Origin of the sequence: Maritimibacter sp. 55A14, from assembly GCF_003122205.1 — a bacterium.
Classification (GTDB): domain Bacteria; phylum Pseudomonadota; class Alphaproteobacteria; order Rhodobacterales; family Rhodobacteraceae; genus QEYE01.
On record NZ_QEYE01000030.1, the window covers coordinates 1 to 22050 of the forward strand.

Below are 22050 nucleotides of genomic sequence, written 5' to 3' on the forward strand. Positions count from 1 at the left end.
GCGAAATCGGCCGAGAAGGAAAGCGGCTCAGCATGGGCGGGCGCGGTCGGCAAGAAGGCCCCGGTCATCCCGAAGGCGAGCAATGTCGAAAGCGCGTAGCGTGACTGTCCCAGCATGGTACATCCTTATAATTTATCTGAAATTTTCTACTCCGGATGCAGGCAAGGCCATCCGGCATCTGGAATGGCTGGCTGGGCGGGAGGGCCCGAGCTGGCTGGTTTCGTCCTGGCAGCGGGGCCGGGTCTCTTACTGGAAGACGGCGTCGGGGTCGTCAAGACTGTCGGATCCCTCGAAAGCGACTCCGTCAAGCTTCAGGGCCGTCACCGCGCGCTCGATTTCGCGGGTCTGCACGACCAGCGCGTCGACCGCCCCCATGACCAGCGCCTCGCCGGCGGCGTTGTCGCGGGCGAGCATCTGGTCGTAGCTGAAACCGGCCTCGGCCGCGGCCTTGATCCGGCCGAGTTTTGCCATCGTCTCGTCCAGCGCGTCACGCAGCGCGGCATCGACATCCGGCGCGGTTTCGGCCACCAGGCCGGACAAGGACGGCCCGGCTACGAGGCTGCCGTCAATGCGGACATATTCGCCGGTATAGACGTTCCGGATCCCCAGCCCGTCGTAATAGTGGCTGTTATGGGTGTTGTCGGAGAAGCAGTCATGCTCCTCCTCGGGGTCGTTGAGCATCAGGCCCAGCTTCATCCGCTCGCCCGCCTGCTCGCCATAGGACAGGCTGCCCATGCCGGTGAGGATTGCCTTGATCCCGGCATCCTCGTCCTCGGCCAGCGCGGCGCGCGCGGCGCCGCCCTCGGCCCATTGAGCGGTCATCCATTCCAGATCGCTGACCAGCAGATCGGTCGCGGCCTTCAGATAGGCACCGCGCCGGTCGCAATTGCCGTTCGTGCAAGCATCGCCAGTGGCGAAATCTGTCCAGGGGCGGTCGCCGGCGCCATGCGCCGTGCCGTTGAGATCCTGCCCCCAGAGCAGGAATTCGATGGCGTGGTAGCCGGTCGCGACATTGGCTTCCACCTCGTCGGCCTCATGCAGCGTTTCCTCCAGCAAGGCCGGGGTGATGCTGGTCGCGTCGATTTCCTGGCCCGAGAGCGTGAAGCGTGGCGTCGCCACGACATTGAGCACGGCATAGGGGTTTTCGTCGCGCGCCCCGCCATAGGCCGCGTCGACATAGTCGATGAGCCCCTCATCGAGTGGCCAGGCGTTCACCTTGCCTTCCCAATCGTCGACGATCGGGTTGCCGAACCGGTATGCCTCGGTCTGCTGATAGGGCACACGCGCGCGCATCCAAGCCCGGCGTGCGTCGGCCAGCGTCCCGGCGGAGGGCGCGTCTAACAGTGTCTCCACCGCTTCCCGCAGGGCGCGCGCGGTGATCACGCTGTCCTCGTATCCGGCATGGGCGATGTCGGAATAGGTGTCCAGGACCTCGGCCTTTCCGGCCCAAGCGGGTGTGGAGACCGAAAGCGCCAGTATCATTGCGGTTGCCATGCGCGTCATCAAAAATCCCTTCGGTAGAATTCGTCCAGCTTCGGCCGCGCGCACCGCCCGTTCTTGGGCTGACTCGCGACAAGGAGATGACTGACTCTTTTCGTCAGTCATGTCAATTCCGACTATTACACTAGGTTTTCTGCGCTGGCTGCCGCGACTCGCCCGGACTCAGTGCGCCGCCGCGTCGCGTGGCGGGGAAGGCGGCACCGGCCGAACCCCGGCGTCGCGCGCGAGTTCCACCAGCCCTGCGTCACGGATGAAGACCGTGTGCCGGGCCCGGCCGCCATCCTTCGAGGCATAAAGCGCGCGGTCCGCATCGCTGAGCATCTGCGAGGCGTCCTGCGCGGCGTAGTTGCTCGACAAGGTGGTGCCGATGCTGGCGCTCACGCGGCAGGGCCGGCCCTCGAAAAGGATCGGCTCTTCCAGCCGCTCGATGATCCGCTGCGCAATCCGGTTGAGCACCGCAACATCGTCACAATTGCGGCAGATGAGCACGAACTCATCCCCGCCCGCGCGCACCACCATGTCGTCGCGGCGCGTTTCCGCCAGCAGGATACGCGCCACTTGGCGCAGCACGTGGTCGCCCGCCGCATGGCCCAGCGTGTCGTTGACCTCCTTGAAATAATCAAGGTCCAGATGCATCAGCCCGAACCGTTCGGACATGTGCGGATCGGCCAGCCGTTCCAGCGCGTGATCCATCGCCCGCCGGTTGCGCAACCCGGTCAGCGTATCAGTGAAGGCCTGTTTTTCCGCCGCGATCCGCGCCCCTTCCAGGCGCTTGTTCAGCTTGCGGGATTCCGCCAGGATCGCCGACTGCGCCTCGATCAGGTAGAGCATCTCTACCGTGGGGTCGAAGGGCGCGAAATCGGTACCTGTCAGCCCGTAGCGGCCCACCGCCTCGACCACCGAGATGCCCAGCGACAGGTTCAGGATCGCGCCCTGCCCATCGCCCAGCGCCACCACAATGCCGCGCAGCGTGTCGCGCGGGCCGTCCCGGAAGGCCAGTTGCACCTTCTCGCCGTCATGGGCCAGAAGATCGGCCAGCACGCGCACCGTGTTGGGCCGGCGCCACTCGAACACCTCCAGCAGGCGGGCGCCGGTCAGGATCTGTCCGGGGCGCAGCTTGCGCAAGGTGGGGCCGCAATGCTCGATATGTCCGCTGGCCCCCACCCAGACATGGAGCGGCATAAGCAGGTCGAGCGCGCCCTTGGGCAAAAGTGGCCCCGGCGGCGCCGGCCCGGCGCCGGTTGCACCGCCCGCGGTCCCGTTCGCCGCCACGCCAGTCATCGCCTAACGCGCCCCAGCGCGAAACTGCGGCCTTCGGCATGAGTCGTTTCCAGAAGTTCGATTGTGATCGCCTCATCCCGCGCATGGGCGCCGCTGGCATGGTACTCCATGAGCACCAGCGCGCCGTATTCGTCGGCCATCGCCCGGAGCACGCCCAGCACGACTGGGCCCAGATCGCCCCAGCACAGACCCAGCGTGAAGGAGGAGCCACCATGTTCGCGCATTTCGATCCTAGGCAAGTCCAGGTCGGGCAGCGCCAGCCGCCCGCGATCATGCAACTCTTCGAGCGAATGGAGGAAATCGACGAAAGTCTCCCCGCCGAAGCGCAACAGGCGACGCAAGGCATCGGATTCCGGGTGGGTGACCAGGTAATGCCCCAGATCCTCCAGAAACAGGACGCGTTCCTTTTCCAGCAGTTCGCTGGCGGCGCGGATCACCGCGTCGGTCAGGGCATCGTCATAGGTCAGCAGCGCCTCGAAATCCTGGGACTCGAGCTTGGCGCGCGCGCAGACTTCGGCCCAGCGATCGGCCCCGTAGGTGTCGCGCACGAAACACTGGATCGAGCGGTTTATCAGCCCGTGCATCTCGCCCTCCTGCCCGCGGTTTGGCGGTATACGGGAAGGCTAAGGCCGATACGTTAACAAAATGCCAATCCTCGCGCCTCAGGGCCGCGGCACCAGTTCCACCCCCTCCACGCTGAGTGCGCGCAGGCTGGGCTGCCCAATGGAAAAACGCCCCGCCGCCACCGCACCCAGGGCGTCCGATGGCGCAAGACGCAGCAGGTCGCCGCCAAGCTGCGTGGGTTGCGAGGCTTCCTGATAGCCCGCCTCGCCGCGGCGCAGCATCGTCACGCGGGTGCCCTGCCCGCCCGGTTCGGCCAGGAAGATCATCGCCTCGGGTCCGGGCCATTGGTCGGCCAGGTCCACCAGCGCCACGACGCAGCCCGCGCCGCCATCGGCAAGGGTCTGGTCGCAGCCGCTTCTCAGGCGGCGCAGGAAATGCATCGGCTGGTTGTCGAGCAACCCCTCGGGCAATTCGGCATCCGCAGGGTGGACGCGAAGCTGCCCCGCAAGCCGCGCCGCCAGGTTCCGCTCGGCATCGCCGTTGGGCCGGCCATAGGGACCCCGCCCCTCGAAGGCGACACGGCTTTCGGCATTCTCCAACTTCGCCAGCCGGACCAGCAGCGCAGCATGTTCCGGGTGGCCGGTCATCGCGCGCAATTCCTCCAGTGCGGCGCGTCCGGGCCGCCCAAACTCCCGACCAAGGGTCCAGAGGTCGAGCGCCTCGGCGCTCACGCGGCCGCTTTCGAACCGGGCAACCTGGCTCTGCGCCGAAATGCGCTCTGGGTTCAGCACCGGGGTCAGCCACAGCACGGAAAGCCCCATCAGCCCCATCGCCATCCAGGTGTTACCGGCCCGGATGCGCGCCATCCACCCGCCGCGCAGCGCCACGGACACCGCGTAGAGCAGCGCGTAGAGCATCACCGCCAGTGCCGCCAGCGCCGCCATCAGCCGGTCCGGCGTCCAGCCGTATTGCGCCACGCGGACCCAGACCGCCCAGCCGGCGAGCGCCGCCAGCACCGGCAGGAGCAGCGACATGATCTGGGCGGTCGCACGCATGATCGGGCTGTCGGTGGCGCAGAAATCATCCTCGTCCAGCGCCGAGGTGACCAGCGTGATCGCCCCCACCGCCATCGCCAGAAGCGTGCCCGCCGCCGAGAGGCTGCCGAATACATCGTCGAGGCCGCGGATCGGCACCATGACCAGGAAAACAGCCACCACCGCGGTCACGACCGGCAGCAGAAGCCGCAGCATGCGCAGCACCAGCGAGGGTGTCAGAACCGACGAAAGCTCGCTCAGCACCGCCAGCCCCAGCCCCAGCACCAGTCCCGAGAGCCCCATGACGAACCAGCCGTGATCCGTCAGGTCGGCCAGCAGCGTGATCCCGACCAGCCCCAGCAACGTGTCGCTGAGCGTGTAGACCAGCCAGAAGACACCCGTGAAGATCCAGGCGGTGGCACCGCGCACCACGATCGACCACGATTGTTCGAAGAGCGCGCTGTAATCGCGCCAGCCGCCGCGCGCCATGGCGCCGGCGATCAGGAAGGGCAGCGCCATGAACCAGATCGCCAGCCAGGCCGCGACCGGGTGGCCGGTTTCCAGATACGCCTCCACGCCGTCATGGCGCAGGCTGGACCAGGTCAGCAGCCCCGCCCCGGCGAGCGCCAGCGGCGCGCTCAGCGCCGCGGCACGCGGGAAGGACACCGGCCCCGTCGCCACCAGCGTGCCGCCGAAAAACCCGGCAGCCGCAGCGATGAGGAAAAGCAGCAGTCGCTGCGGCTCGGGCGCATCCCGGAACGCGTCGTAGAGATACCACAGGCAGACCCCGGCCACGGCCCCGAACAGGCCCAGCACAAGGCGTCCGCCCGCAAGCTCCCGGTCCGTGGCCATGATCGTTCCTCCGCCATTGATTGCGGGCAGACTAGCCACCGACCGCCGCCGAGGCCAGTGCCGCGTTGCCCGGCGATTCGCCGGCACGGACGGATTGCGGCAACGAGGCCACGGGGAAACGCCCCGCCTCGCCGCGTGACAGCCTAAGCGCGACCTTGGATCCCGGACAACAACCAAGGGACATCCCCGCCAGAATTACCCGCACGGCCCTTAGGTCGCGCCCCATTTCCGCCTCTTTCTGGCCACCGGATTGCCCGAAATCTTAGGCTATTGTGGCGATAGCGTGCCGGGTCCGCCCCGTTGCACGGAACAAAACGGATTGGCGGGGGTGAGCGTTTCCGAAGCGCGCGCAAACCCGCTGGCTCAGACCACCGAGGGGGTCCAAGGATGCTGCATCTCGCACTCATCTTCCTGTGCTTCAGCCAGATCCTGCATTGCAGCCGGAACTGGCTACGGCTGACCGCGCAGCTACGTGCGGAGGCGGCGCATGAAAAGCTCAAGGCGCATCTCAACTGGCGCAGGCCAGAGCAACAGTGGCTCTGACCCGCCCCGGCGCCTGAGCCGGCTCAGAAATCCGTGGGCGCGCCGCCTTCGGCCTTGCGGCGCTCCACGAAGGCCTTCAACTCCTCATGGATGCCCTCGTCCATCGGCGGGGCCACGTATTCCGCCAGGATGGCCTTGAACGCCTTGTGCGCGCGCGCCGCCGTCCAGTCACCGCCGGCCAGTTCCCAGGCCTCGTAGTTGCGCCAGTCGCTGATGAGCGGCGCATAGAAGGCGGTGGTGTAGCGCTCCTGGGTGTGCTGGGTGCCGAAGAAATGCCCCTCGCTGCCGACTGCGGCCACGGCATCCACCGCTATATCCTCAGGCGTCGTGGCCCAGGTCGCGGTCTCGAAATAGCGCTGGATCATCTGCAGAACTTCGCAATCCATGATGAATTTCTCGGGGCTGGCGATCAGCCCGCCCTCCAGCCAGCCGGCAGCGTGGTAGACCATGTTGGTTCCCGACTGCACCGCCGCCCAAAGCGCGTTCGACGTCTCCCACATCGCCTGTCCGTCCGGCACATTGGCCGCGCAGGAGCCCGAGGCGCGCATTGGCAGGCCGTAGAACCGTGCAAGCTGCCCGGTCATCTGCGTGGCGCGCATGTATTCCGGGGTGCCGAAGGCGGGAGCGCCCGATCTCATGTCCACGTTGGAGGTGAAGGTGCCGATCGCACATGGCGCGCCGGGGCGGATATACTGCGCCAGCACGATCGCGCAGAGCGACTCGGCCAGCGATTGCGCCACCGCACCGGACATCGTGACGGGGGCCATCGCGCCGGCCAGCGTGAAGGGCGTGACCACCACCGCCTGCCCGCGGCGCACGCAGCGCATGAACCCGTCGAGCATCGGAATGTCGTGCTTGAGGGGCGAGGTGGAGTTGATGTTGGTGTACATCCGCGGGCTGGACTCAAATTCCTCATGGCTCAGCCCGCCGGCAATGCGGATCATCTCCATCACGTCCTCGACGCGCTCGCGGCCCAGGCTGTAGGCGTGACCCACCTTGTCGGTCAGCGTCAGCTTGTCGTAAAGCACGTCGAGATGGCGCACCGAGGCGTGGACGTCCACCGGCTCCACCGGGTAGCCGCCGGCGAAATGGATACAGTTGAAATACTGGGTCAGCTTCAGCAGGTTGCGGCAATGCTCCCGCGTGCCGGAGACCTTGCCGGTTTCCATGTCCCAGTAGCTCGGCGGCGATGAGACATTGCCGAAGACGATGCTGCGCCCGCCAATGGTCAGCCGGCGCTCGGGGTTGCGCGGGGTGATGGTGAAGGAGGCGGGCGCGCGACGCACCATCTCCATCACGAAGTCGCGGCCCATCCGCACGTTGGTGTCCTGCACCGTGCAACCGGCCTCGGCCATGAGCGCGCGCGCCTCGTCGTTGAGGAACTCGATGCCGATCTCCTCGAGAATGCGCATGGCGCCGTCGTGAATGGCGGCGATGCCGTCCTCGTCCAGCGGCTCGGTCGGGCGGTCGGGGTTCTCGGGAATGCGCCAGGGCGTCTGCGGCAGCGCCTTCGCCTCGCTCAGCCGCACATTGCCGGATCGCCCGCCGCCGCGTCGTCTCGACCGCTGTTCCACGATATCTCTCCCCGCTGCTTTGGCCCCAAAAGACACGGGGATTCGCGGCAAGTGTTTGCGGAATGCGACGGATCGCGTCGGATTCGGAGCACATTCTGCCGCTTCAACGGGTCGTGAGGTGCGCGCTCAGCCCAGCGCGTCGATCCAGCCGGGCAACGCGCCGATATCTGGCAGGATGACATCGGCCAGATCGTCAAGATCCGCAGTGGTAGCCATCCCGGTCAGCACCCCCACCGTGCGCATCCCCGCCGCGCGCCCGGCGGCCAGGTCGTGGCGGCTGTCGCCCACCATCGCGATGCGTTCGGGTGCCAGCCCGGTACGGCGGCGGAACTCGTGCAGCATCCCCGGATCGGGCTTGGCGCCATGCCCGCTGTCATAGCCCGCGACGAACTCGAACGCGCCGCGGATGCCCACGGCGGTCAAATGCGCCTCGGCGGCCTCCAGCGCGTCGTTTGTGACGACGCCCAGCCGCAGCCCGCGCGCGATAAGCCCGGCCACCAGCGGCACCAAGGGCGCGGCGGGCACCAGCGGCAGGCCGTGCATGGCGGCGTTCATCCGGGCCACGAGCCGCGGCTCGTCCCAGTCCGGCACGTCCGGCAGGAGTGCATGGGCGATCTGCTCCGGCGTGCCCGTGACCGCGACGCTCTGCGGCCCGAAGCCGGCAGTCTCCAGGTCGAAGCCGATCCGCCGGCCCAGCGCCACGGCGCGGGCGCGGTCACCGCAGGCGATCTCGATCAGCAACTCTTGCACGAAGACCGAGAACGTGTCCCGGAAATGAAAGAGTGTGCCGTCCTTGTCGAAAAGAATGCCGCCGACCATCCGTCCCGCCTCCCGCCTTGGTCCGCGCAAGGATTTAGCCGAGCGGCGCGCGAAACACCAGACGTGCGCCCGCGGCTCAGGTCCAGTCGGGCACCGCGCCGCCCGGAAGCGCCTGCCGGGCGCGAATCGGCGCCTCGTAGGGCAGGCCGCGACTGTCGCAGAATCCGGTCACGTGCGCGTCGGAGACGAGCAGGAAATCGAGCACCGCGCCCAGGAAATCCGGATCCCCGGCGCGGGCGCGCAGATCCGCGACCTCCAGCCCGGCGGAGCCCAGGAAAACCTCCATCAGCCCGTCCTCTCCGGCGATCCAGGCCAGCGCCTCCACGGCGAGGGTTTCGGCTTCGTCCGGGCGCATTTCTGCCTGTCCCTTTCGTGGTTACCAGCACGGAAAGGTTTTCTTAACACTCTCTCCCAAGACTTGCATCAGGCTTTGCGCCAGTGGGGAGATCATCATGTCCGGCCGTATCCTGATCGTCGATGACGTGGCGACCAACCGGATCGTGTTGAAGGCCAAGCTTGCGGGCGCCTTCTATGACGTCCTTCTGGCCGAGGACGGCGCCCGCGCCCTTGCGCTCGCGCGGCGCGAGGCGCCGGACCTGATCCTGCTCGACGCAACGATGCCGGGGTCCGACGGCTTCGCCACCTGCGAGCGGCTCCGGGCCGACCGCGCGACCCGCCACATTCCGGTGATCCTGCTCACCGGCAGGGACGACCGGGGCGCGCGTCTGCGCGCGCTGCAAGCCGGCGCCGACGACGTTTTGTCGCGCCCGGTCAGCGACCGGCTCCTTCTGGCACGGCTACGCAGCCTCCTGCGTGATAAATCCGCGGCGGACGAGTTGTGCGCGCGCGCGCAGACCTGCCGCGCACTGGGGCTCGAAGACGCCAGCGCCGCGCCGCCGCGCATAGCCAATGTGCTGGTCGTCTGCAACGATCCCGGTTGCGCCCGCAGCCGCGCCAACGCGCTCGGCCTACGCCTCGACGCCCGTGTTGCCGCGGCGGAAGCGCGCGACGTTCTGGCCGCCGGAGCGGGAGGAACGGAACCCGACCTGCTGCTGATCTGCATGGACGGCGCGCCGCTGGGACCGTTGCGCGACCTGCTGTCGGAGTTGCGCGCCCGTGGCACCACGCGTGACAGCGCCCTCGTAGTGATGCTCGCGCAGGATGATCCGGGCGCCGGGGCGGCGGCGCTCGATCTCGGCGCGAATGACTTCGTGCTGCGCTCTGCCGCGCCGGAAGAGCTTGCCCTGCGCCTGCGCAACCAGTTGCGCCGCAAGCATTACGTCGACCGGCTGCGCGCTTCGGTGCGGGACGGGCTTCGGCTGGCGGCCACCGACCCGCTGACGGGCCTATCCACAAGGCGGTACGCGCTCAGCCGGCTCGACCGCATGACCTCGCAGGCCGCCGAATATGGCCGGCGCTTCGCGGTGCTGCTGCTCGACATCGACCGTTTCAAGCGGATCAACGACCGGTTCGGCCACGCCGCCGGCGACGCGGTGCTGGCCGAGGTGGCGGCCCGGCTGCGGGCGACGCTGCGCCGGGACGCGCTGCTGGCCCGCTATGGGGGTGAGGAGTTTCTGGCCGCGCTACCCGACACGACACTGCCCGCCGCCCGGCTGGCGGCGGAACGCATGCGCCGCGCCATCGCCCGAAAGCCCTTCCAGATCGGCGCGGGGCTACCGCTCCTCAATGTAACGCTGAGCGTCGGCGTCGTGCTTTCCGAATCCGATCCGTGCCCGGTCGCGGCATTGATCGAGGTCGCCGACGGCGCGCTCTACGCCTCGAAGGCGGGTGGCCGCAACCAGGTGAGATGCGGGACGCTTCCGCAGCGCGCCGCCGCGGAGACCGCACGTTAAATCCACGTCCTGAATACAAGAAACCGAAGCCGTAACGATGGCCCTTGCAGCCTCGGACCCATTCGGGAGACGCGCCGAGCCGGGACGGCGCGCATACGTCAGCGCAAGGTCATGTGCTGCGGATCGAAGGGGGGCCGCGTTAGCCGCCAGGCGTCATTCGGGCTGCGCGCCCGCACCGCCTTCTGCGGCGCCGTCCGCTGCCGCGTCATCGGCATCCGCCGCGCGGTTCGTCGCTTCGGTCTGGCGGCCGTTTTCCCAAGTGCCTTTGTAGACATCGCCGGAGGCGTAGGTCATCACGCCCTCGCCCTGGCGCTTGCCATCGACGAAATTGCCCTCGTAGACATCGCCATTGGCATATTTCGCGACGCCGCGACCATGAATATCCCCATCGCGCCACTGGCCGGTATATTCGAACCCGTCGGGCATGACGATCGTACCTTCGCCATGGCGCTGGCCATCCTGGAACTCGCCGGTATAGACGGTGCCGTCGGCATAGGTCGCCACGCCTTCGCCCTCGCGCTCCCCCTCGACCCACTGGCCGACATACTTGTACCCGTCGCCATAGGTCATGGTGCCGTGGCCGTGGTTCTTGGCATCCTTGAACTCGCCCTCGTAGACCAGCCCGTTGGCGTATTCGGCACGACCCTTGCCTTCGATCACACCCTCGACCCAGCCGCCCTGATAGCTGGACCCGTCGGCATAGATGATCCGGCCTTGTCCATCCGCCAGGTCGTTGACGAAGCTGCCGGTGTAGACAGCCCCGTCGGGATAGGTCACGCGGCCCTCGCCCTCGATCCGGCCAGCGACCCAGTCGCCCTCGTAGACATAGCCGTCGGTCCCGGTGAAGGTGCCCTGCCCCTCGCGCTTGTCGGCCCGGAAGGAGCCCTGGTAGACATCGCCATTGGCATAGGTGACGGTGCCGGTGCCGTGGCGCAGCCCGTCCACGAAAGTGCCCTCGTAGACATCGCCATTGGGCTGGGTAAGCTTGCCCAGGCCGTTGATCTGGCCGTTCTTCCAGGCGCCGACATATTCCAGCCCGTCGGGCATGGTCAGCCGACCCTGGCCTTCGCGGACGCCGCGGGCAATCTCACCCTCGTAGACCGCGCCGTCGGGATAGGTGATCGTGCCGCGCCCGTCCTTGACACCGCTCACCCAGGTGCCCTCGTAGCGGTAGCCGTTGGGGCTTTCCATCACGCCGGTGCCATGATGGAGCGCGTCGCGCAACTCCCCTTCGTAACGCACACCGTTGGCATAGATGGCCACGCCGCGGCCGGTGATCTTGCCATCCTTCCAGTCGCCTTCATAGGTGCCGCCATCGGCGAAAGTGATCTTGCCGAACCCGTCCGGCTTGCCCTTGGCGAAACTGCCCTCGTAGACCGCACCGTTGGGGAAGCGGGCCACGCCCTGCCCCTTGATCTCGCCATCCACCCATTCGCCGGAATACTCGTAGCCGTTGGGCAGCCGGTAGGTGCCAAGCCCGTGCTGCTTGCCATCCTTGAACGTGCCTTCGTAGACGCCACCGTCGTCATACTGCTTGGTGACGATCTCCTCATCCTGCTGGGCGGCCGCGCCCCCCGCGATCAGCAACAGCCCCGCAGCGGCGGCAATGCACCGCGCGACCCGCCCCGACATAGTTCCGAAGTCCTGCACCACTCAGCCCCTTGCTACGCTTGCACGCACGTTATCTTGAAATGCCTTGGCTCGAAATCTAGTTGACCGCCGCCGCCGAGACAACGCTTTTCACGCTCCGGGCCTTCCACATCGCGCCCGGTCTGATAAACATCGCGCACGGACCGGCCGCGCCGAGAGGGAGATCATGGCACCGCATTTCCGCCTGACACTGGCGCAGCTCAACCCGACGCTCGGGGCGTTTTCCGACAATGCCGGCAAGGCCCGCGACGCCTGGGGCGAGGGCCGCACGGCGGGCGCGGACATGGTCGCGCTGCCCGAGATGTTCCTGACCGGCTACCAGACGCAGGACCTGGTACAGCGCCCCGCCTTCACAGCGCAGGCGATGGCGGAACTCGAACGCCTGGCCGCCGATTGTGCCGATGGGCCGGCGCTGGGGATCGGGGCACCGCTCCGCAAAGGCGACGCGATCTACAACGCCTATTTCATCCTTCAGGGCGGCGCCGTCACCGCGCGCATCGTGAAGCACCATCTGCCCAACGAGGACGTGTTCGACGAAAAGCGCGTCTACACGTCCGGGCCGATCAACGGGCCCTATCGCGTCGGTCCGCTACGTGTCGGCTCGCCGATCTGCGAGGACGCCTGGTTCGAGGACGTGGCCGAGGCGCTGGAGGAGACCGGCGCGGAACTTCTGATGGTGCCCAACGGCTCCCCCTACCGGCGCGACAAGCACGACCTGCGGACCTCGCTGATGGTCGCGCGGGTGGTGGAGACGGGGCTGCCGCTGGTCTATCTCAACCTCGTCGGCGGGCAGGACGACCAGATGTTCGACGGGGCCTCCTTCGTGCTCAATCCCGGCGGCGCGCTGGCGTTGCAGATGCCGGCGCATGAAGAAGCGCTGGCGCATGTCGATTTCGACCTGACCGAAGCGGGCTGGCGCGCGCGTCCCGGCACGCTTGCGCCGATGGCCGATGCCTGGGAACAGGACTACCGCGTGATGGTCAACACGCTGGCCGACTACATGGCGAAGTCCGGCTTCTCGAAGGTTCTGCTGGGCCTCTCGGGCGGCATCGACAGCGCGCTGGTGGCCGCCATCGCCGCCGATGCGCTGGGCCCGGAAAACGTGCGCTGCGTGATGCTGCCCTCCGAGTACACCTCGGCCGCCTCTCTTGAAGACGCGGCGGGCGTGGCGCGGGCGCTGGGTTGCAAACTTCAGGAATTGCCGATCTCCGGCCCCCGTGCCGCCGTGACCGAGGTGCTGGCGCCCTTTTTCGAGGGGCTGGCGCCCGACCTGACCGAGGAAAATATCCAGTCGCGGCTGCGCGGACTGCTGCTGATGGCGCTCTCGAACAAATTCGGGGAGATCCTGCTGACCACCGGCAACAAGTCCGAGGTCGCGGTGGGATACGCGACGATCTATGGCGACATGGCCGGCGGCTTCAACCCGATCAAGGATCTCTACAAGACGCGCGTCTTCGAAACCTGCCGCTGGCGCAACGCCAATCACCGCGACTGGATGAAGGGTCCGCCCGGCATTGTGATCCCGGCGCGGGTGATCGACAAGCCGCCCTCGGCGGAACTGCGCGCCGACCAGCGCGACGAGGACAGCCTGCCGCCCTATGACCAGCTCGACCGGATGCTGGAAATGCTGATCGACCAGGACCGGTCCGTGGCGGAGGTGGTGGCCGAAGGCTTCGACCGTGCCACCGTGAAACGGGTCGAGCAGTTGATCTTCCAGTCCGAATACAAGCGCTTCCAGGCCGCGCCGGGCACCCGCCTGACCCACCGCGCCTTCTGGCTCGACCGGCGTTACCCGATCGTCAACCGGTGGCGCGACAGCAGCTGACGCCACGCCGTGCGCCCGCGCAAGTGATGCGTGTGTGTGAGCGACCTGGCGACCCCTCCAGGACTCGAACCCGGAACCTGCGGATTAGAAGTCCGCTGCTCTATCCAGTTGAGCTAAGGGGCCGCATGGGCGTCGTTCTGCGGGCTTTGGGGCGCGGGATCAAGTCAAACCTTGTTCGAGGTCGAGCGACATGAAGCAGCTATGCGGGTCGGGCCGATAGGCGGCGAAGGGCGCGCAGGATCGGAAGCCATGATTTGCATAGAAGCGGCGGGACGCGGCAAAAGCATCGTGTGTGCCTGTCTCAAGGCTCAGCCGCGTCATGCCCTGCGCGCGCGCCTCGCCGATCAGGTGGCGCAGCATCGCGGCCCCGAAGCCCCGCCCGCGGGCGGCTTCCGCGGTATGCATGGATTTCAGCTCGCCGTGGCGGGCATCGAGACGCCTGAGCGCACCCATCGCCTGAACCGCGCCCCCCGCGTGCAGGAGGTAGAATCGGATGCCCGGCGCCGCCAGCGCGCCGCCATCCATCGCGTGAATGCTTCCAGGGGGAGAAACCGCGCGCATCAGCGCCAGATGCGCCGCGATCAGCGCCGCGGCGTCCAGCAACGCGGGGTCGCCTTGCGCGATCACGTGATCGCCGGGACCGCCGTCAATGGGTCCAGACGGTGCGCCGGTTGGTGGCAAAATTCTCACCATAGCCACGCGGGCGGATGTTCGGCTTGCGCGGCTTGGGCTCCTGCACCACGGCGTCGATGCCGTGATCGCGGGCATAGGCCACGGCGGCCTCGCGGCTGTCGAAGCGCAGGCGGACCTGGCTTTGCATGTCGCCGGAACTGGTCCAGCCCATCAGCGGATCGACCTCCCGCTGCGAGGCGGGCGCGAATTCCAGCACCCAGTGCCTAGTCTTGGCGGTGCCCGACTGCATCGCGTTGCGGGCCGGTTTGTAGATACGCGCGCGCATGTCCGATCTCCGTGATAGGCTCGGACCGTTATCCCCAAAGCCGTGGCCCTGCGCAAGGGGAAGCTTGGTCGCGGAAAGCCGTCGCGGTGTCATGTGGCGGAGATGCAAGGTGCGGATGCCGACCGAGGCTTGGGAGCGAGGGGTGGGGTGGGTAGTGCCGCCCCGACCGGCATCCGACTGTGCTGCTTGCCCCTGAACCCTACGCGAGGTTTCACGGGGCATGCAAGGAGAATTATCGCTAAAGTTGCGCGGATTTCCGCCTAAAATCAGCAAATGCCTTAACTCATGCTTAACATTTGGCAACCTGAGCGTGTTTTTCGCCCTTGCAGGTCGATCCGCTGAAGGCGAATGAGGCCCCGACCGCGTGCTGCGGCAGCGCAGCATCGGGCCGGATATTTTGCCGCGGCGGGCCGACCACGCCCCCTTGAACCGGAACAAAAAGTGACCATCCTTGAGCGGCAACCAGGGAATCGCCCATGACCAACGCCACGCTCCACGCTCCCGCCCCAGATGTCGCCAGCCGCGACAAGCTCGAAGGCGGGCGGCGCTTCAAGTTGCACACTACCTTCTCCGCCGCTGGCGACCAGCCGACCGCGATCGCGGAACTGACCACGGGCATCGTCGAGGGCGAGCGCGACCAGGTGCTGCTGGGCGCCACCGGCACCGGCAAGACCTTCACCATGGCCCGCGTGATCGAGGAGACCCAGCGCCCGGCGATCATCCTGGCGCCCAACAAGACGCTGGCGGCGCAGCTCTACGGGGAATTCAAGGGGTTCTTTCCCGAAAACGCCGTCGAGTATTTCGTCAGCTATTACGACTATTACCAGCCCGAAGCCTATGTCCCGCGCTCCGACACCTATATCGAGAAGGAATCCCAGATCAACGAGCAGATCGACCGGATGCGCCACTCGGCCACGCGGGCGCTTCTGGAACGCGACGACGTGATCATCGTGGCCTCGGTCTCCTGCATCTACGGCATCGGCTCGGTGGAGACCTACGGGGCGATGACGCAAGACCTGATCGTGGGCAACGATTACGACCAGCGCAAGGTCATGGCCGATCTGGTGGCCCAACAATACCGCCGCAACGACCAGGCGTTTCAGCGCGGCTCCTTCCGGGTGCGCGGCGACAGCCTGGAGATATTCCCCGCCCACCTCGAGGACCGGGCCTGGAAGCTTTCCTTCTTCGGCGAGGACCTGGAGAGCATCACCGAGTTCGATCCGCTGACGGGCGAGAAGACCGGCGATTTCGACCGCATCCGGGTCTACGCCAATTCGCATTACGTCACGCCCAAACCCACCATGCAGCAGGCGATCCAGAACATAAAGAAGGAGCTTCGCCAGCGGCTCGACCAGCTTGTGGGCGAGGGCAAGCTGCTGGAGGCGCAGCGGCTGGAACAGCGCAGCAATTTCGACCTGGAGATGCTGGAGGCGACAGGCGTCTGCAACGGCATCGAGAATTACTCGCGCTACCTGACGGGTCGCGCGCCGGGCGAGCCACCGCCGACGCTTTTCGAATACATCCCCGACAACGCCATCGTCTTCGCGGATGAAAGCCATGTCAGCGTGCCGCAGATCGGCGGCATGTACCGGGGCGACTACCGGCGCAAGTTCACCTTGGCCGAACACGGCTTCCGCCTGCCCTCCTGCATGGACAACCGCCCCCTCAAGTTCGAGGAATGGGACGCCATGCGCCCGCAATCCGTCTTCGTCTCCGCCACGCCCGCCGCGTGGGAGCTGGAACAGACGGGCGGCGTCTTCACCGAACAGGTGATCCGGCCCACCGGGCTCCTGGACCCGCCGGTGGAAATCCGCCCGGTGGAGATGCAGGTGGACGACCTGCTGGGCGTGGTGCGCCGCGTGGCCGATGCGGGCTACCGCACACTGGTCACAACGCTGACCAAGCGCATGGCCGAGGACCTCACGGAATACCTGCACGAACAGGGCATCCGGGTGCGCTACATGCATTCCGACATCGACACGCTGGAGCGGATCGAGATCCTGCGCGACCTGCGGCTGGGCGCCTTCGACGTGCTGGTGGGCATCAACCTGCTGCGCGAGGGGCTGGATATCCCCGAATGCGGGCTGGTGGCCATTCTGGACGCCGACAAGGAGGGATTCCTGCGCTCGGAAACCTCGCTCATCCAGACCATCGGGCGGGCGGCACGCAACGCCGACGGGCGGGTGATCATGTATGCCGACCGCGTGACCGGCAGCATGGAGCGCGCCATCGGCGAGACCGACCGCCGCCGCGAGAAGCAGGTCGCCTATAACGAGGCGCATGGCATCACCCCCGCGACGATCCGCAAGAATGTCGAGGACGTGATGGCCGGGCTCTACGACGCCGATGTGGACATGGCCCGCGTCACCGCGAAGGTCGAGAAGCCGCTGGTCGGCGCCAACCTGCAGGCCCATCTGGAAGGGCTGAAATCGGACATGCTGAAAGCCGCCGAGAACCTGGAATTCGAGGAGGCCGCCCGCCTCCGCGACGAGATCAAGCGGCTGGAGGCGGTGGACCTGGCGGTGGCCGACGACCCGCTGGCGCGCCAACAGGCGGTGGAGAAGGCCGGCGAAGTGGCGGTCGGCTCTCGCGGGCGGTCCACGGCGGGGCGGCCGGGGCAGCGCGGGGGGAATGTGAAGCGGGGGAGAAGGTAGAAAACATTTCCTATGCTTGGAAATGGACGATAAACCACCTGCAGGAGGAATAGCATGCCGCTAGATGATACGATTCTCGGAAAAGGTGTTTACACGCCTAGCGAAGCAGCTCGTCTCGTCGGCACCAACGCACAACAGGTGTTGCGTTGGACTCGTGGAAGTGGGCCTAACGAGCCACTTTGGCATGCACATTATCAGTTTCTTGACAAAGACGTCACGGAAATTAGTTTTCTCGACTTGATTGAGGTCCGTGTAGTAAATGCCCTCCGCCAAGCAAAAATTTCCCTGCAATCTATCCGATTCGCAATTTCCTTTGCGCGAGAGAAGTATGGAATAGACCGCCCCTTAGCCTCCCAGTCATTTAAAACCGACGGCACTGAAATTCTCATGGAAGCAGTCGAGAACGATGGCGAATATGTGAGTTTATCAAAGAAACGGCCAGGGCAGAAGGTTTTCCGTGAGATTATTTCACAGTCTCTAAATGATCTTGAATATGAAGGCGAGTTCGCAGCGCGCTGGCGTCCCAAAGGTTATTCCTCGGTTATCATTGATCCTGAGAGACACTTCGGCGATCCAATTTTGGATGCTTACGGCATATCAACGTCGATAATTTACAATGAATTCAACGAATTCAATGACTTACGATACTTATCTCGAATTTACGAGGTCCCCACCAAAGACTTGCAGGTTTGTATACTGTTCGAACGCAGTTTAGACGAGGCACATGGTTAAGGTTCTATTCGACCATAATATGCCTCCAAGTATTGCAAGGGCGTTGAACGAGCTTGTCACAATTGAAGGCCACGAAGCCCACGCGCTGCGTGAGAAGTTTCCAGAAAACACTTCCGACATTGATTACTTCAACAAATTAGGGCGAGATTGGATAGTCGTATCGAAGGATCTTCAGAACTCTCGCAAAAAAAGCGGAACGGGCAGCTATCCTTCGCAACAAGATAGTAGCGTTCTATCTCTCTCCCAGTCTGCAAAGAAAGAAAATCGGCGAACAAGCAGCAGCCATACTCTGGCACTGGGATAAGATGCTGGCACAGCGCGCAACCCTCGAAAACGGCCTATTTCAATTACCTGAAAACAAATCAAGATTCAAAACCCTTTAACAAAGTGCGACTCGCGGCAACCCCGACGTTCCAAGGGCCTGCGGCCTTGAATCCGGGCCGGGTCTGCCGCTCAAGCGGATGGATGCGCCGCGTCCTCCGCCCGCAAGCCGCGCAACCACTGCCACGGGGCCGCACCTTGCCGTGCGCCGTGTTCCGGGGCAGTCTCCCGGCCATGAAAGTGACCGAGGACACACCCGCCCGCCTGACCCTGACCGACCGGCCCTGGCTCTTCGCCGGGGCGCTCGTGGCGGCCGGGGTCGTGGCGCTCACCTCGCTTCTGTCCAGCCCGGGCAGTTTCGACACGGGCGAGCGTGTTGTCATCCTGGTGATCGGGGTCACCGCGCTCTACATCGCGTGGCGCGGATTTCCGTTCCAGCGCTTCGTCTTCGACCGTGCGACGGGCACTTTCACGCATCGCATCGACCGGCTGGTCGGCAACCGCGTCACCCGCCTGCCGCTGGCGCGGATCGAACGCGCGGCGATCCTGAACCTGCGCGAGGACCGCAACAGGATGGAACGCCTGGTGCTGGTCCTGGCCGAAGGCGAGCATCCGCTGGATTGGGGGTATTCCAGCTTCTCGCGCGCGCCGGTGGAGAAAGCGATCAACGACTGGCTGGGTGCCAGCGGCCGACGGAAGGTCTAGCCGCAGTCGAGACTTTGGATCAAACCCTGACGGTCGGTGCGCAGATTGAGCCGCGCGGGGTCATGGTCCATGGTCACCATGTCACCCGGCCCCACGATGCGGACGCGTAGCCCCTCGGGCGGCTCGAACGCAGTCGCGGATGTACCGACCAGCCCGGCGAAGTGCGCTGCGCCGCAGGGATCATTGGCGGGAGCGGCCTCCCCGCAGCCTGCAAGCGTCGCTGCCAGGAGGCCCAGCAAATGGACACCTCCCCGCCCCGCGCTCAACATGCCAGCCCCCGCGGCTCCGGCCATGTGACGGAACCCGGAATGCCGGACGAATCGTTCAACTCCAGCACCAGATGCGGGTCGGCGGGACAATCGGCCAGCGCCCGGAAGACGGCACGCCAAGGCACCGTGCCCTCGCCCGCCGCGCCTATGCGCTGGGGTATGCGGATCATAAGCGGTCTCCAGTCGGGTCCAGTCGGCGCCGAGCCTGCCGCGCCGCGCCGGCCAATGCAAGCGACCGGGGGCGGTCAGTCGAAACTCGCCGTCACCTCGTACATGACCGGCTCGAAACTGCGGCACAGATCGTGGATGCGGCGGTTGCGCGCACGCATCTCCTCGGTGCGCAGCATCGCCATGAAATCCTCGCGGTGCTTCCACTGCGAATAGTTGGCGATGCGGGTCTGTGCGTCGTTCACATGAAGTGCCGCCGAAAGGAAGCCCGGCTGCCGCGAGATGAACTCCTCATAGGCCTCGGTCAGCGCCTCCAGCAGGTCCTGGCAGGTACCGGGCGTGGTCTCGAAGGTGGTGATGACGGTCTGAAGCGCGGCATCCTTGGCGATCGTGGGCATGGCTGGTCCTCCGCTGGTGAATCCCGCCCGGCGGCGTCGCGCCCGCCGGGCAGACCCAGCCTAACCGCTTCGCAGCCCGCTGCCCATAACCGACGCGCCGCGCCGTGGCTCAGCGCACCACATGCACCGCGCAAGGGGCATGGCGCACGACCTTGGCGGCGGTCGAGCCCAGGAAATAGTCCTGCATGCCGGGCCGGTGCGAAGCGATAATGATGCAATCGACATCCATCTCGGCGGCATACTCCAGGATCGTGCGCGCCGAATGCCCGTGCACCACCTCGGCCTTGGCGTCCTTGACGCCGCCAAGCTCCGCGTTCAGCGACGCCAGCGCCGCTTCCCGGTTCTTCTCGTCGATGCCGGCCGGGATATGCTGTGCGACATAGGGCGGTATGGCCTCCAGCACCGTCAGCGCGGTGATCTTGCCGCCCTTGTCGCGCAAGGCGCGCGCGATCTCCAGCGCCTCGCCGGTATGCGGATTGTGGTCGCCCGCGATGGGCACGAGAATATGCTTGTACATGTCGGTCTCTCCCGTTGTTTCGTGGTCGAGATTGCCAGCCGCCGGGCGCGGGCGCATTGATTTAGGTCAGTCCTCCAGCACAGCGGCGATTTCCTCGGCCAATGCGGCGATCTCCTGCGCGGCGGGGCCCTTGCGCGCGGCTTCCTGCACGCCCCGCCCGTTGCCCAGCGTTTCCGCATAGACGACCCGGTTGGCCAGCACCGTCCGCGCCAGTTCCGCATCCAGTTCGGCGGCCTTCTCGGCGACCTCAAGCCCAAGCCGCGTGCCGCTGCGGGTCCGGTTCAGTACGACACGGACCGGCCGCCCCTCGCGCCGTGCCAGATCGAGCACGCCCTCGGTCGCCCAGAGATCGACATGGCTCGACGCCACCGGCACCAGCACCAGATCGGACGCCCGCAGCGCCGGGCGCAGGTCGCTGTCGGCCTTGGGCGGCGTGTCCACGATGACCAGGTCGTGGTTCTCGGAGAGCTTCCGGCATTCCCAGTCCACGCCCCAGGCCGAGGCGGTGGAGAACTCCAGCCCCGGCGCGCCGTCCATGTGCTCGGCTCGGGTCATGAACCAGCGCCCCAGGCTGCCCTGCGGGTCGGTATCGAGCACCGCAACGCTGCGCCCGGCTCTCAGGAACGCCACGGCCAGGTTGACCGCCAGCGTCGTCTTGCCCGATCCGCCCTTCTGTTGCGCGATGGTGATGATGCGGCCCGTCATGTCTGCTGCCTCCGACGATTGCTGCAGCGCAGCATGGCACAGTACGGTTTGGATTGCACCTGCTCTTTCGTCGCAGCGCTGGCATGTGTTGTGGGCCACGCCTATGCTCGCGCCATGCCCGGAAACGATGTACCTGAATCTCCCTTCCGTCCAGCCGATGACGAGGCCCGCGCGCTGGCCCGCACATTGCTGGCGCAGGCTGCGTTCGCCGCGCTCGGCGTTCTCGAGCCCGAAACCGGCGCGCCGATGGTGACGCGCATCGCGCTGGCCACCGTGCCGGACGGCGCGCCGCTGACGCTGATCTCCGATCTCGCGCTCCATGCCGGCGCGCTGCGGGCCGATCCGCGCTGCTCGCTTCTGGTGGGGGAGCCGGGCCGCAAGGGCGACCCGCTGACCCATCCACGCCTGACGCTGCGGTGCCGCGCCGGTTTCGCACAGCATGACGACCCTGGCCATGCCGCCCTGCGACGCCATTATCTGGCGCAGCGCCCCAAGGCCGCGCTTTATGCCGATTTCGCGGATTTCCACTTCGTCACGATGCGGATCGAGGCCGGGTATCTCAATGCCGGGTTCGGCAGGGCCTACAGGCTGGCGCCCGCCGACATCCTGCCGGGCTGACGCGCCTCAAAAACACGTGAGGGGATAATAACCTCGGCGAAGCTCTTGACGGCGAGGCAGCGCAAGGGTCTCTGTTGTGCCGCCGGAACGAATGAACGGAGCAATCTTGATGGTCGACTTTCTGCTGCATATCGCCGCCTCTCCGCCAATGGTGCGGCTCTGGGTCTACTGGATGGTGGCGGTGATGACCTTCATTCCGCTGACGCTCATGCTCCAGGCCGAAACCCGGCGACTCGGCCTCATCCTGCTGCTGGTGGGGGCGGTAACCGCGGCCCTGATGGTCGGGCTCTTCAACCAGGTCGGCTTCGTCCGACTGCTGGGGCTGCCGCATATTCTGGTCTGGACGCCACTTCTGGTCTGGCTGATCGCCAAGTTGCGGCGCGGGGAACTGACCGGCGGGCCACGCACGATGATCATCGTCGTGGCCGCGACGATCGCGGTGTCGCTGGTCTTCGACTATATCGACGTGATCCGCTACATCCTGGGCGACCGCGCACCGATGGTTTGAGC

24 protein-coding genes and 1 tRNA gene are annotated in these 22050 nt (G+C 66.2%); 9 read left to right on the forward strand and 16 right to left on the reverse strand.

Translation table 11 applies throughout. The annotated features are described in order from the left end of the window. Positions 1–246 precede the first annotated feature (246 nt). The 4 genes from DDZ14_RS17725 to DDZ14_RS17740 form a co-directional block, all read right to left on the reverse strand. Complete coding sequence (locus DDZ14_RS17725; protein WP_109426317.1) at positions 247–1503, reverse strand: imelysin family protein; 1257 nt, start codon at positions 1501–1503, stop codon at positions 247–249. 159 nt (positions 1504–1662) lie between these two features. Further along, a complete protein-coding gene (locus DDZ14_RS17730) occupies positions 1663–2772 on the reverse strand; it encodes a GGDEF domain-containing protein (RefSeq protein WP_233252637.1) in 1110 nt (369 codons plus the stop codon). A 5-nt stretch (positions 2773–2777) separates the two neighbouring features. Further along, positions 2778–3365, reverse strand: coding sequence for a heme NO-binding domain-containing protein (locus tag DDZ14_RS17735; protein WP_109426319.1), 588 nt, complete (start codon positions 3363–3365; stop codon positions 2778–2780). A 78-nt stretch (positions 3366–3443) separates the two neighbouring features. Further along, positions 3444–5231 carry a DUF4153 domain-containing protein gene (locus DDZ14_RS17740; RefSeq protein WP_109426320.1) on the reverse strand — a complete coding sequence of 596 codons (1788 nt, stop codon included), beginning with the start codon at positions 5229–5231 and terminating at the stop codon, positions 3444–3446. A gap of 387 nt (positions 5232–5618) precedes the next feature. On the opposite strand from DDZ14_RS17740, the gene DDZ14_RS19785 reads away from it, so the two are divergent. Then, complete coding sequence (locus tag DDZ14_RS19785; protein ID WP_158275558.1) at positions 5619–5774, forward strand: hypothetical protein; 156 nt, start codon at positions 5619–5621, stop codon at positions 5772–5774. A 23-nt stretch (positions 5775–5797) separates the two neighbouring features. Here DDZ14_RS19785 and DDZ14_RS17745 read toward each other — a convergent pair whose 3' ends face one another. From DDZ14_RS17745 to DDZ14_RS17755, 3 genes are all read right to left on the reverse strand, one after another. Then, a complete protein-coding gene (locus DDZ14_RS17745) occupies positions 5798–7351 on the reverse strand; it encodes a trimethylamine methyltransferase family protein (RefSeq protein ID WP_109426345.1) in 1554 nt (517 codons plus the stop codon). 123 nt (positions 7352–7474) lie between these two features. Then, a complete protein-coding gene (locus tag DDZ14_RS17750) occupies positions 7475–8167 on the reverse strand; it encodes an HAD family hydrolase (RefSeq protein WP_109426321.1) in 693 nt (230 codons plus the stop codon). Positions 8168–8243: 76 nt separating this feature from the next. Beyond that, positions 8244–8522: a DUF3572 domain-containing protein gene (locus tag DDZ14_RS17755; protein ID WP_109426322.1), complete on the reverse strand. Its 279-nt coding sequence runs from the start codon at positions 8520–8522 to the stop codon at positions 8244–8246. Between the two features lie 97 nt (positions 8523–8619). Between DDZ14_RS17755 and DDZ14_RS17760 the strand changes: the two genes are divergently transcribed. Next, positions 8620–10020, forward strand: a complete 1401-nt coding sequence (locus tag DDZ14_RS17760) for a diguanylate cyclase domain-containing protein (protein ID WP_109426323.1) — start codon at positions 8620–8622, stop codon at positions 10018–10020. A 153-nt stretch (positions 10021–10173) separates the two neighbouring features. Here the strand turns inward: DDZ14_RS17760 and DDZ14_RS17765 are convergent, their stop codons facing one another. Next, positions 10174–11652 carry an MORN repeat-containing protein gene (locus tag DDZ14_RS17765; RefSeq protein WP_109426324.1) on the reverse strand — a complete coding sequence of 493 codons (1479 nt, stop codon included), beginning with the start codon at positions 11650–11652 and terminating at the stop codon, positions 10174–10176. A 184-nt stretch (positions 11653–11836) separates the two neighbouring features. On the opposite strand from DDZ14_RS17765, the gene DDZ14_RS17770 reads away from it, so the two are divergent. After that, a complete protein-coding gene (locus DDZ14_RS17770; protein ID WP_109426325.1) occupies positions 11837–13495 on the forward strand; it encodes an NAD+ synthase in 1659 nt (552 codons plus the stop codon). Positions 13496–13541: 46 nt separating this feature from the next. Here DDZ14_RS17770 and DDZ14_RS17775 read toward each other — a convergent pair. The 3 genes from DDZ14_RS17775 to DDZ14_RS17785 form a co-directional block, all read right to left on the reverse strand. Further along, positions 13542–13618: transfer RNA gene (locus DDZ14_RS17775), tRNA-Arg, on the reverse strand. A gap of 36 nt (positions 13619–13654) precedes the next feature. Next, the gene (locus tag DDZ14_RS17780) at positions 13655–14122 is read right to left on the reverse strand and encodes a GNAT family N-acetyltransferase (protein WP_233252638.1); all 468 of its coding nucleotides are present in this window, start codon (positions 14120–14122) and stop codon (positions 13655–13657) included. Between the two features lie 19 nt (positions 14123–14141). Beyond that, entirely contained in the window at positions 14142–14453 is a 312-nt protein-coding gene (locus DDZ14_RS17785) for an ETC complex I subunit (protein ID WP_109426327.1), read from the reverse strand. A 476-nt stretch (positions 14454–14929) separates the two neighbouring features. Here DDZ14_RS17785 and uvrB point away from each other — a divergent pair, with 476 nt between their 5' ends. The 4 genes from uvrB to DDZ14_RS17800 all read left to right on the forward strand — a co-directional run bounded on the left by uvrB (position 14930) and on the right by DDZ14_RS17800 (position 18865). Next, the gene (uvrB, locus tag DDZ14_RS17790; RefSeq protein WP_109426328.1) at positions 14930–17107 is read left to right on the forward strand and encodes an excinuclease ABC subunit UvrB; all 2178 of its coding nucleotides are present in this window, start codon (positions 14930–14932) and stop codon (positions 17105–17107) included. Between the two features lie 54 nt (positions 17108–17161). Continuing rightward, positions 17162–17839, forward strand: coding sequence for a hypothetical protein (locus tag DDZ14_RS19510; RefSeq protein WP_146193179.1), 678 nt, complete (start codon positions 17162–17164; stop codon positions 17837–17839). After that, a complete protein-coding gene (locus tag DDZ14_RS19515) occupies positions 17832–18143 on the forward strand; it encodes a hypothetical protein (RefSeq protein WP_146193180.1) in 312 nt (103 codons plus the stop codon). The genes DDZ14_RS19510 and DDZ14_RS19515 overlap by 8 nt, the downstream gene beginning before the upstream one ends. 251 nt (positions 18144–18394) lie before the next feature. After that, on the forward strand, positions 18395–18865 hold the full coding sequence (locus DDZ14_RS17800; RefSeq protein ID WP_109426330.1) for a hypothetical protein: 471 nt from the start codon (positions 18395–18397) through the stop codon (positions 18863–18865). Here DDZ14_RS17800 and DDZ14_RS17805 read toward each other — a convergent pair. The 5 genes from DDZ14_RS17805 to parA all read right to left on the reverse strand — a co-directional run bounded on the left by DDZ14_RS17805 (position 18862) and on the right by parA (position 20922). Then, entirely contained in the window at positions 18862–19104 is a 243-nt protein-coding gene (locus tag DDZ14_RS17805) for an I78 family peptidase inhibitor (protein WP_158275559.1), read from the reverse strand. The two genes, DDZ14_RS17800 and DDZ14_RS17805, sit on opposite strands and share 4 nt — an antisense overlap. Before the next feature lie 23 nt (positions 19105–19127). Further along, positions 19128–19304: a hypothetical protein gene (locus DDZ14_RS19790; protein ID WP_158275560.1), complete on the reverse strand. Its 177-nt coding sequence runs from the start codon at positions 19302–19304 to the stop codon at positions 19128–19130. 75 nt (positions 19305–19379) lie between these two features. Next, entirely contained in the window at positions 19380–19700 is a 321-nt protein-coding gene (locus DDZ14_RS17810) for an antibiotic biosynthesis monooxygenase (RefSeq protein WP_109426332.1), read from the reverse strand. Positions 19701–19809: 109 nt separating this feature from the next. Continuing rightward, a complete protein-coding gene (locus DDZ14_RS17815; protein ID WP_109426333.1) occupies positions 19810–20217 on the reverse strand; it encodes a universal stress protein in 408 nt (135 codons plus the stop codon). A gap of 66 nt (positions 20218–20283) precedes the next feature. Continuing rightward, positions 20284–20922: a ParA family partition ATPase gene (gene parA, locus DDZ14_RS17820; protein WP_109426334.1), complete on the reverse strand. Its 639-nt coding sequence runs from the start codon at positions 20920–20922 to the stop codon at positions 20284–20286. A gap of 114 nt (positions 20923–21036) precedes the next feature. Between parA and DDZ14_RS17825 the strand changes: the two genes are divergently transcribed. Together DDZ14_RS17825 and DDZ14_RS17830 are read left to right on the forward strand one after the other, a co-directional pair. Beyond that, a complete protein-coding gene (locus DDZ14_RS17825) occupies positions 21037–21540 on the forward strand; it encodes a HugZ family protein (RefSeq protein ID WP_109426335.1) in 504 nt (167 codons plus the stop codon). 109 nt (positions 21541–21649) lie between these two features. Then, the gene (locus DDZ14_RS17830) at positions 21650–22048 is read left to right on the forward strand and encodes a hypothetical protein (RefSeq protein ID WP_109426336.1); all 399 of its coding nucleotides are present in this window, start codon (positions 21650–21652) and stop codon (positions 22046–22048) included. Positions 22049–22050 lie beyond the last annotated feature (2 nt).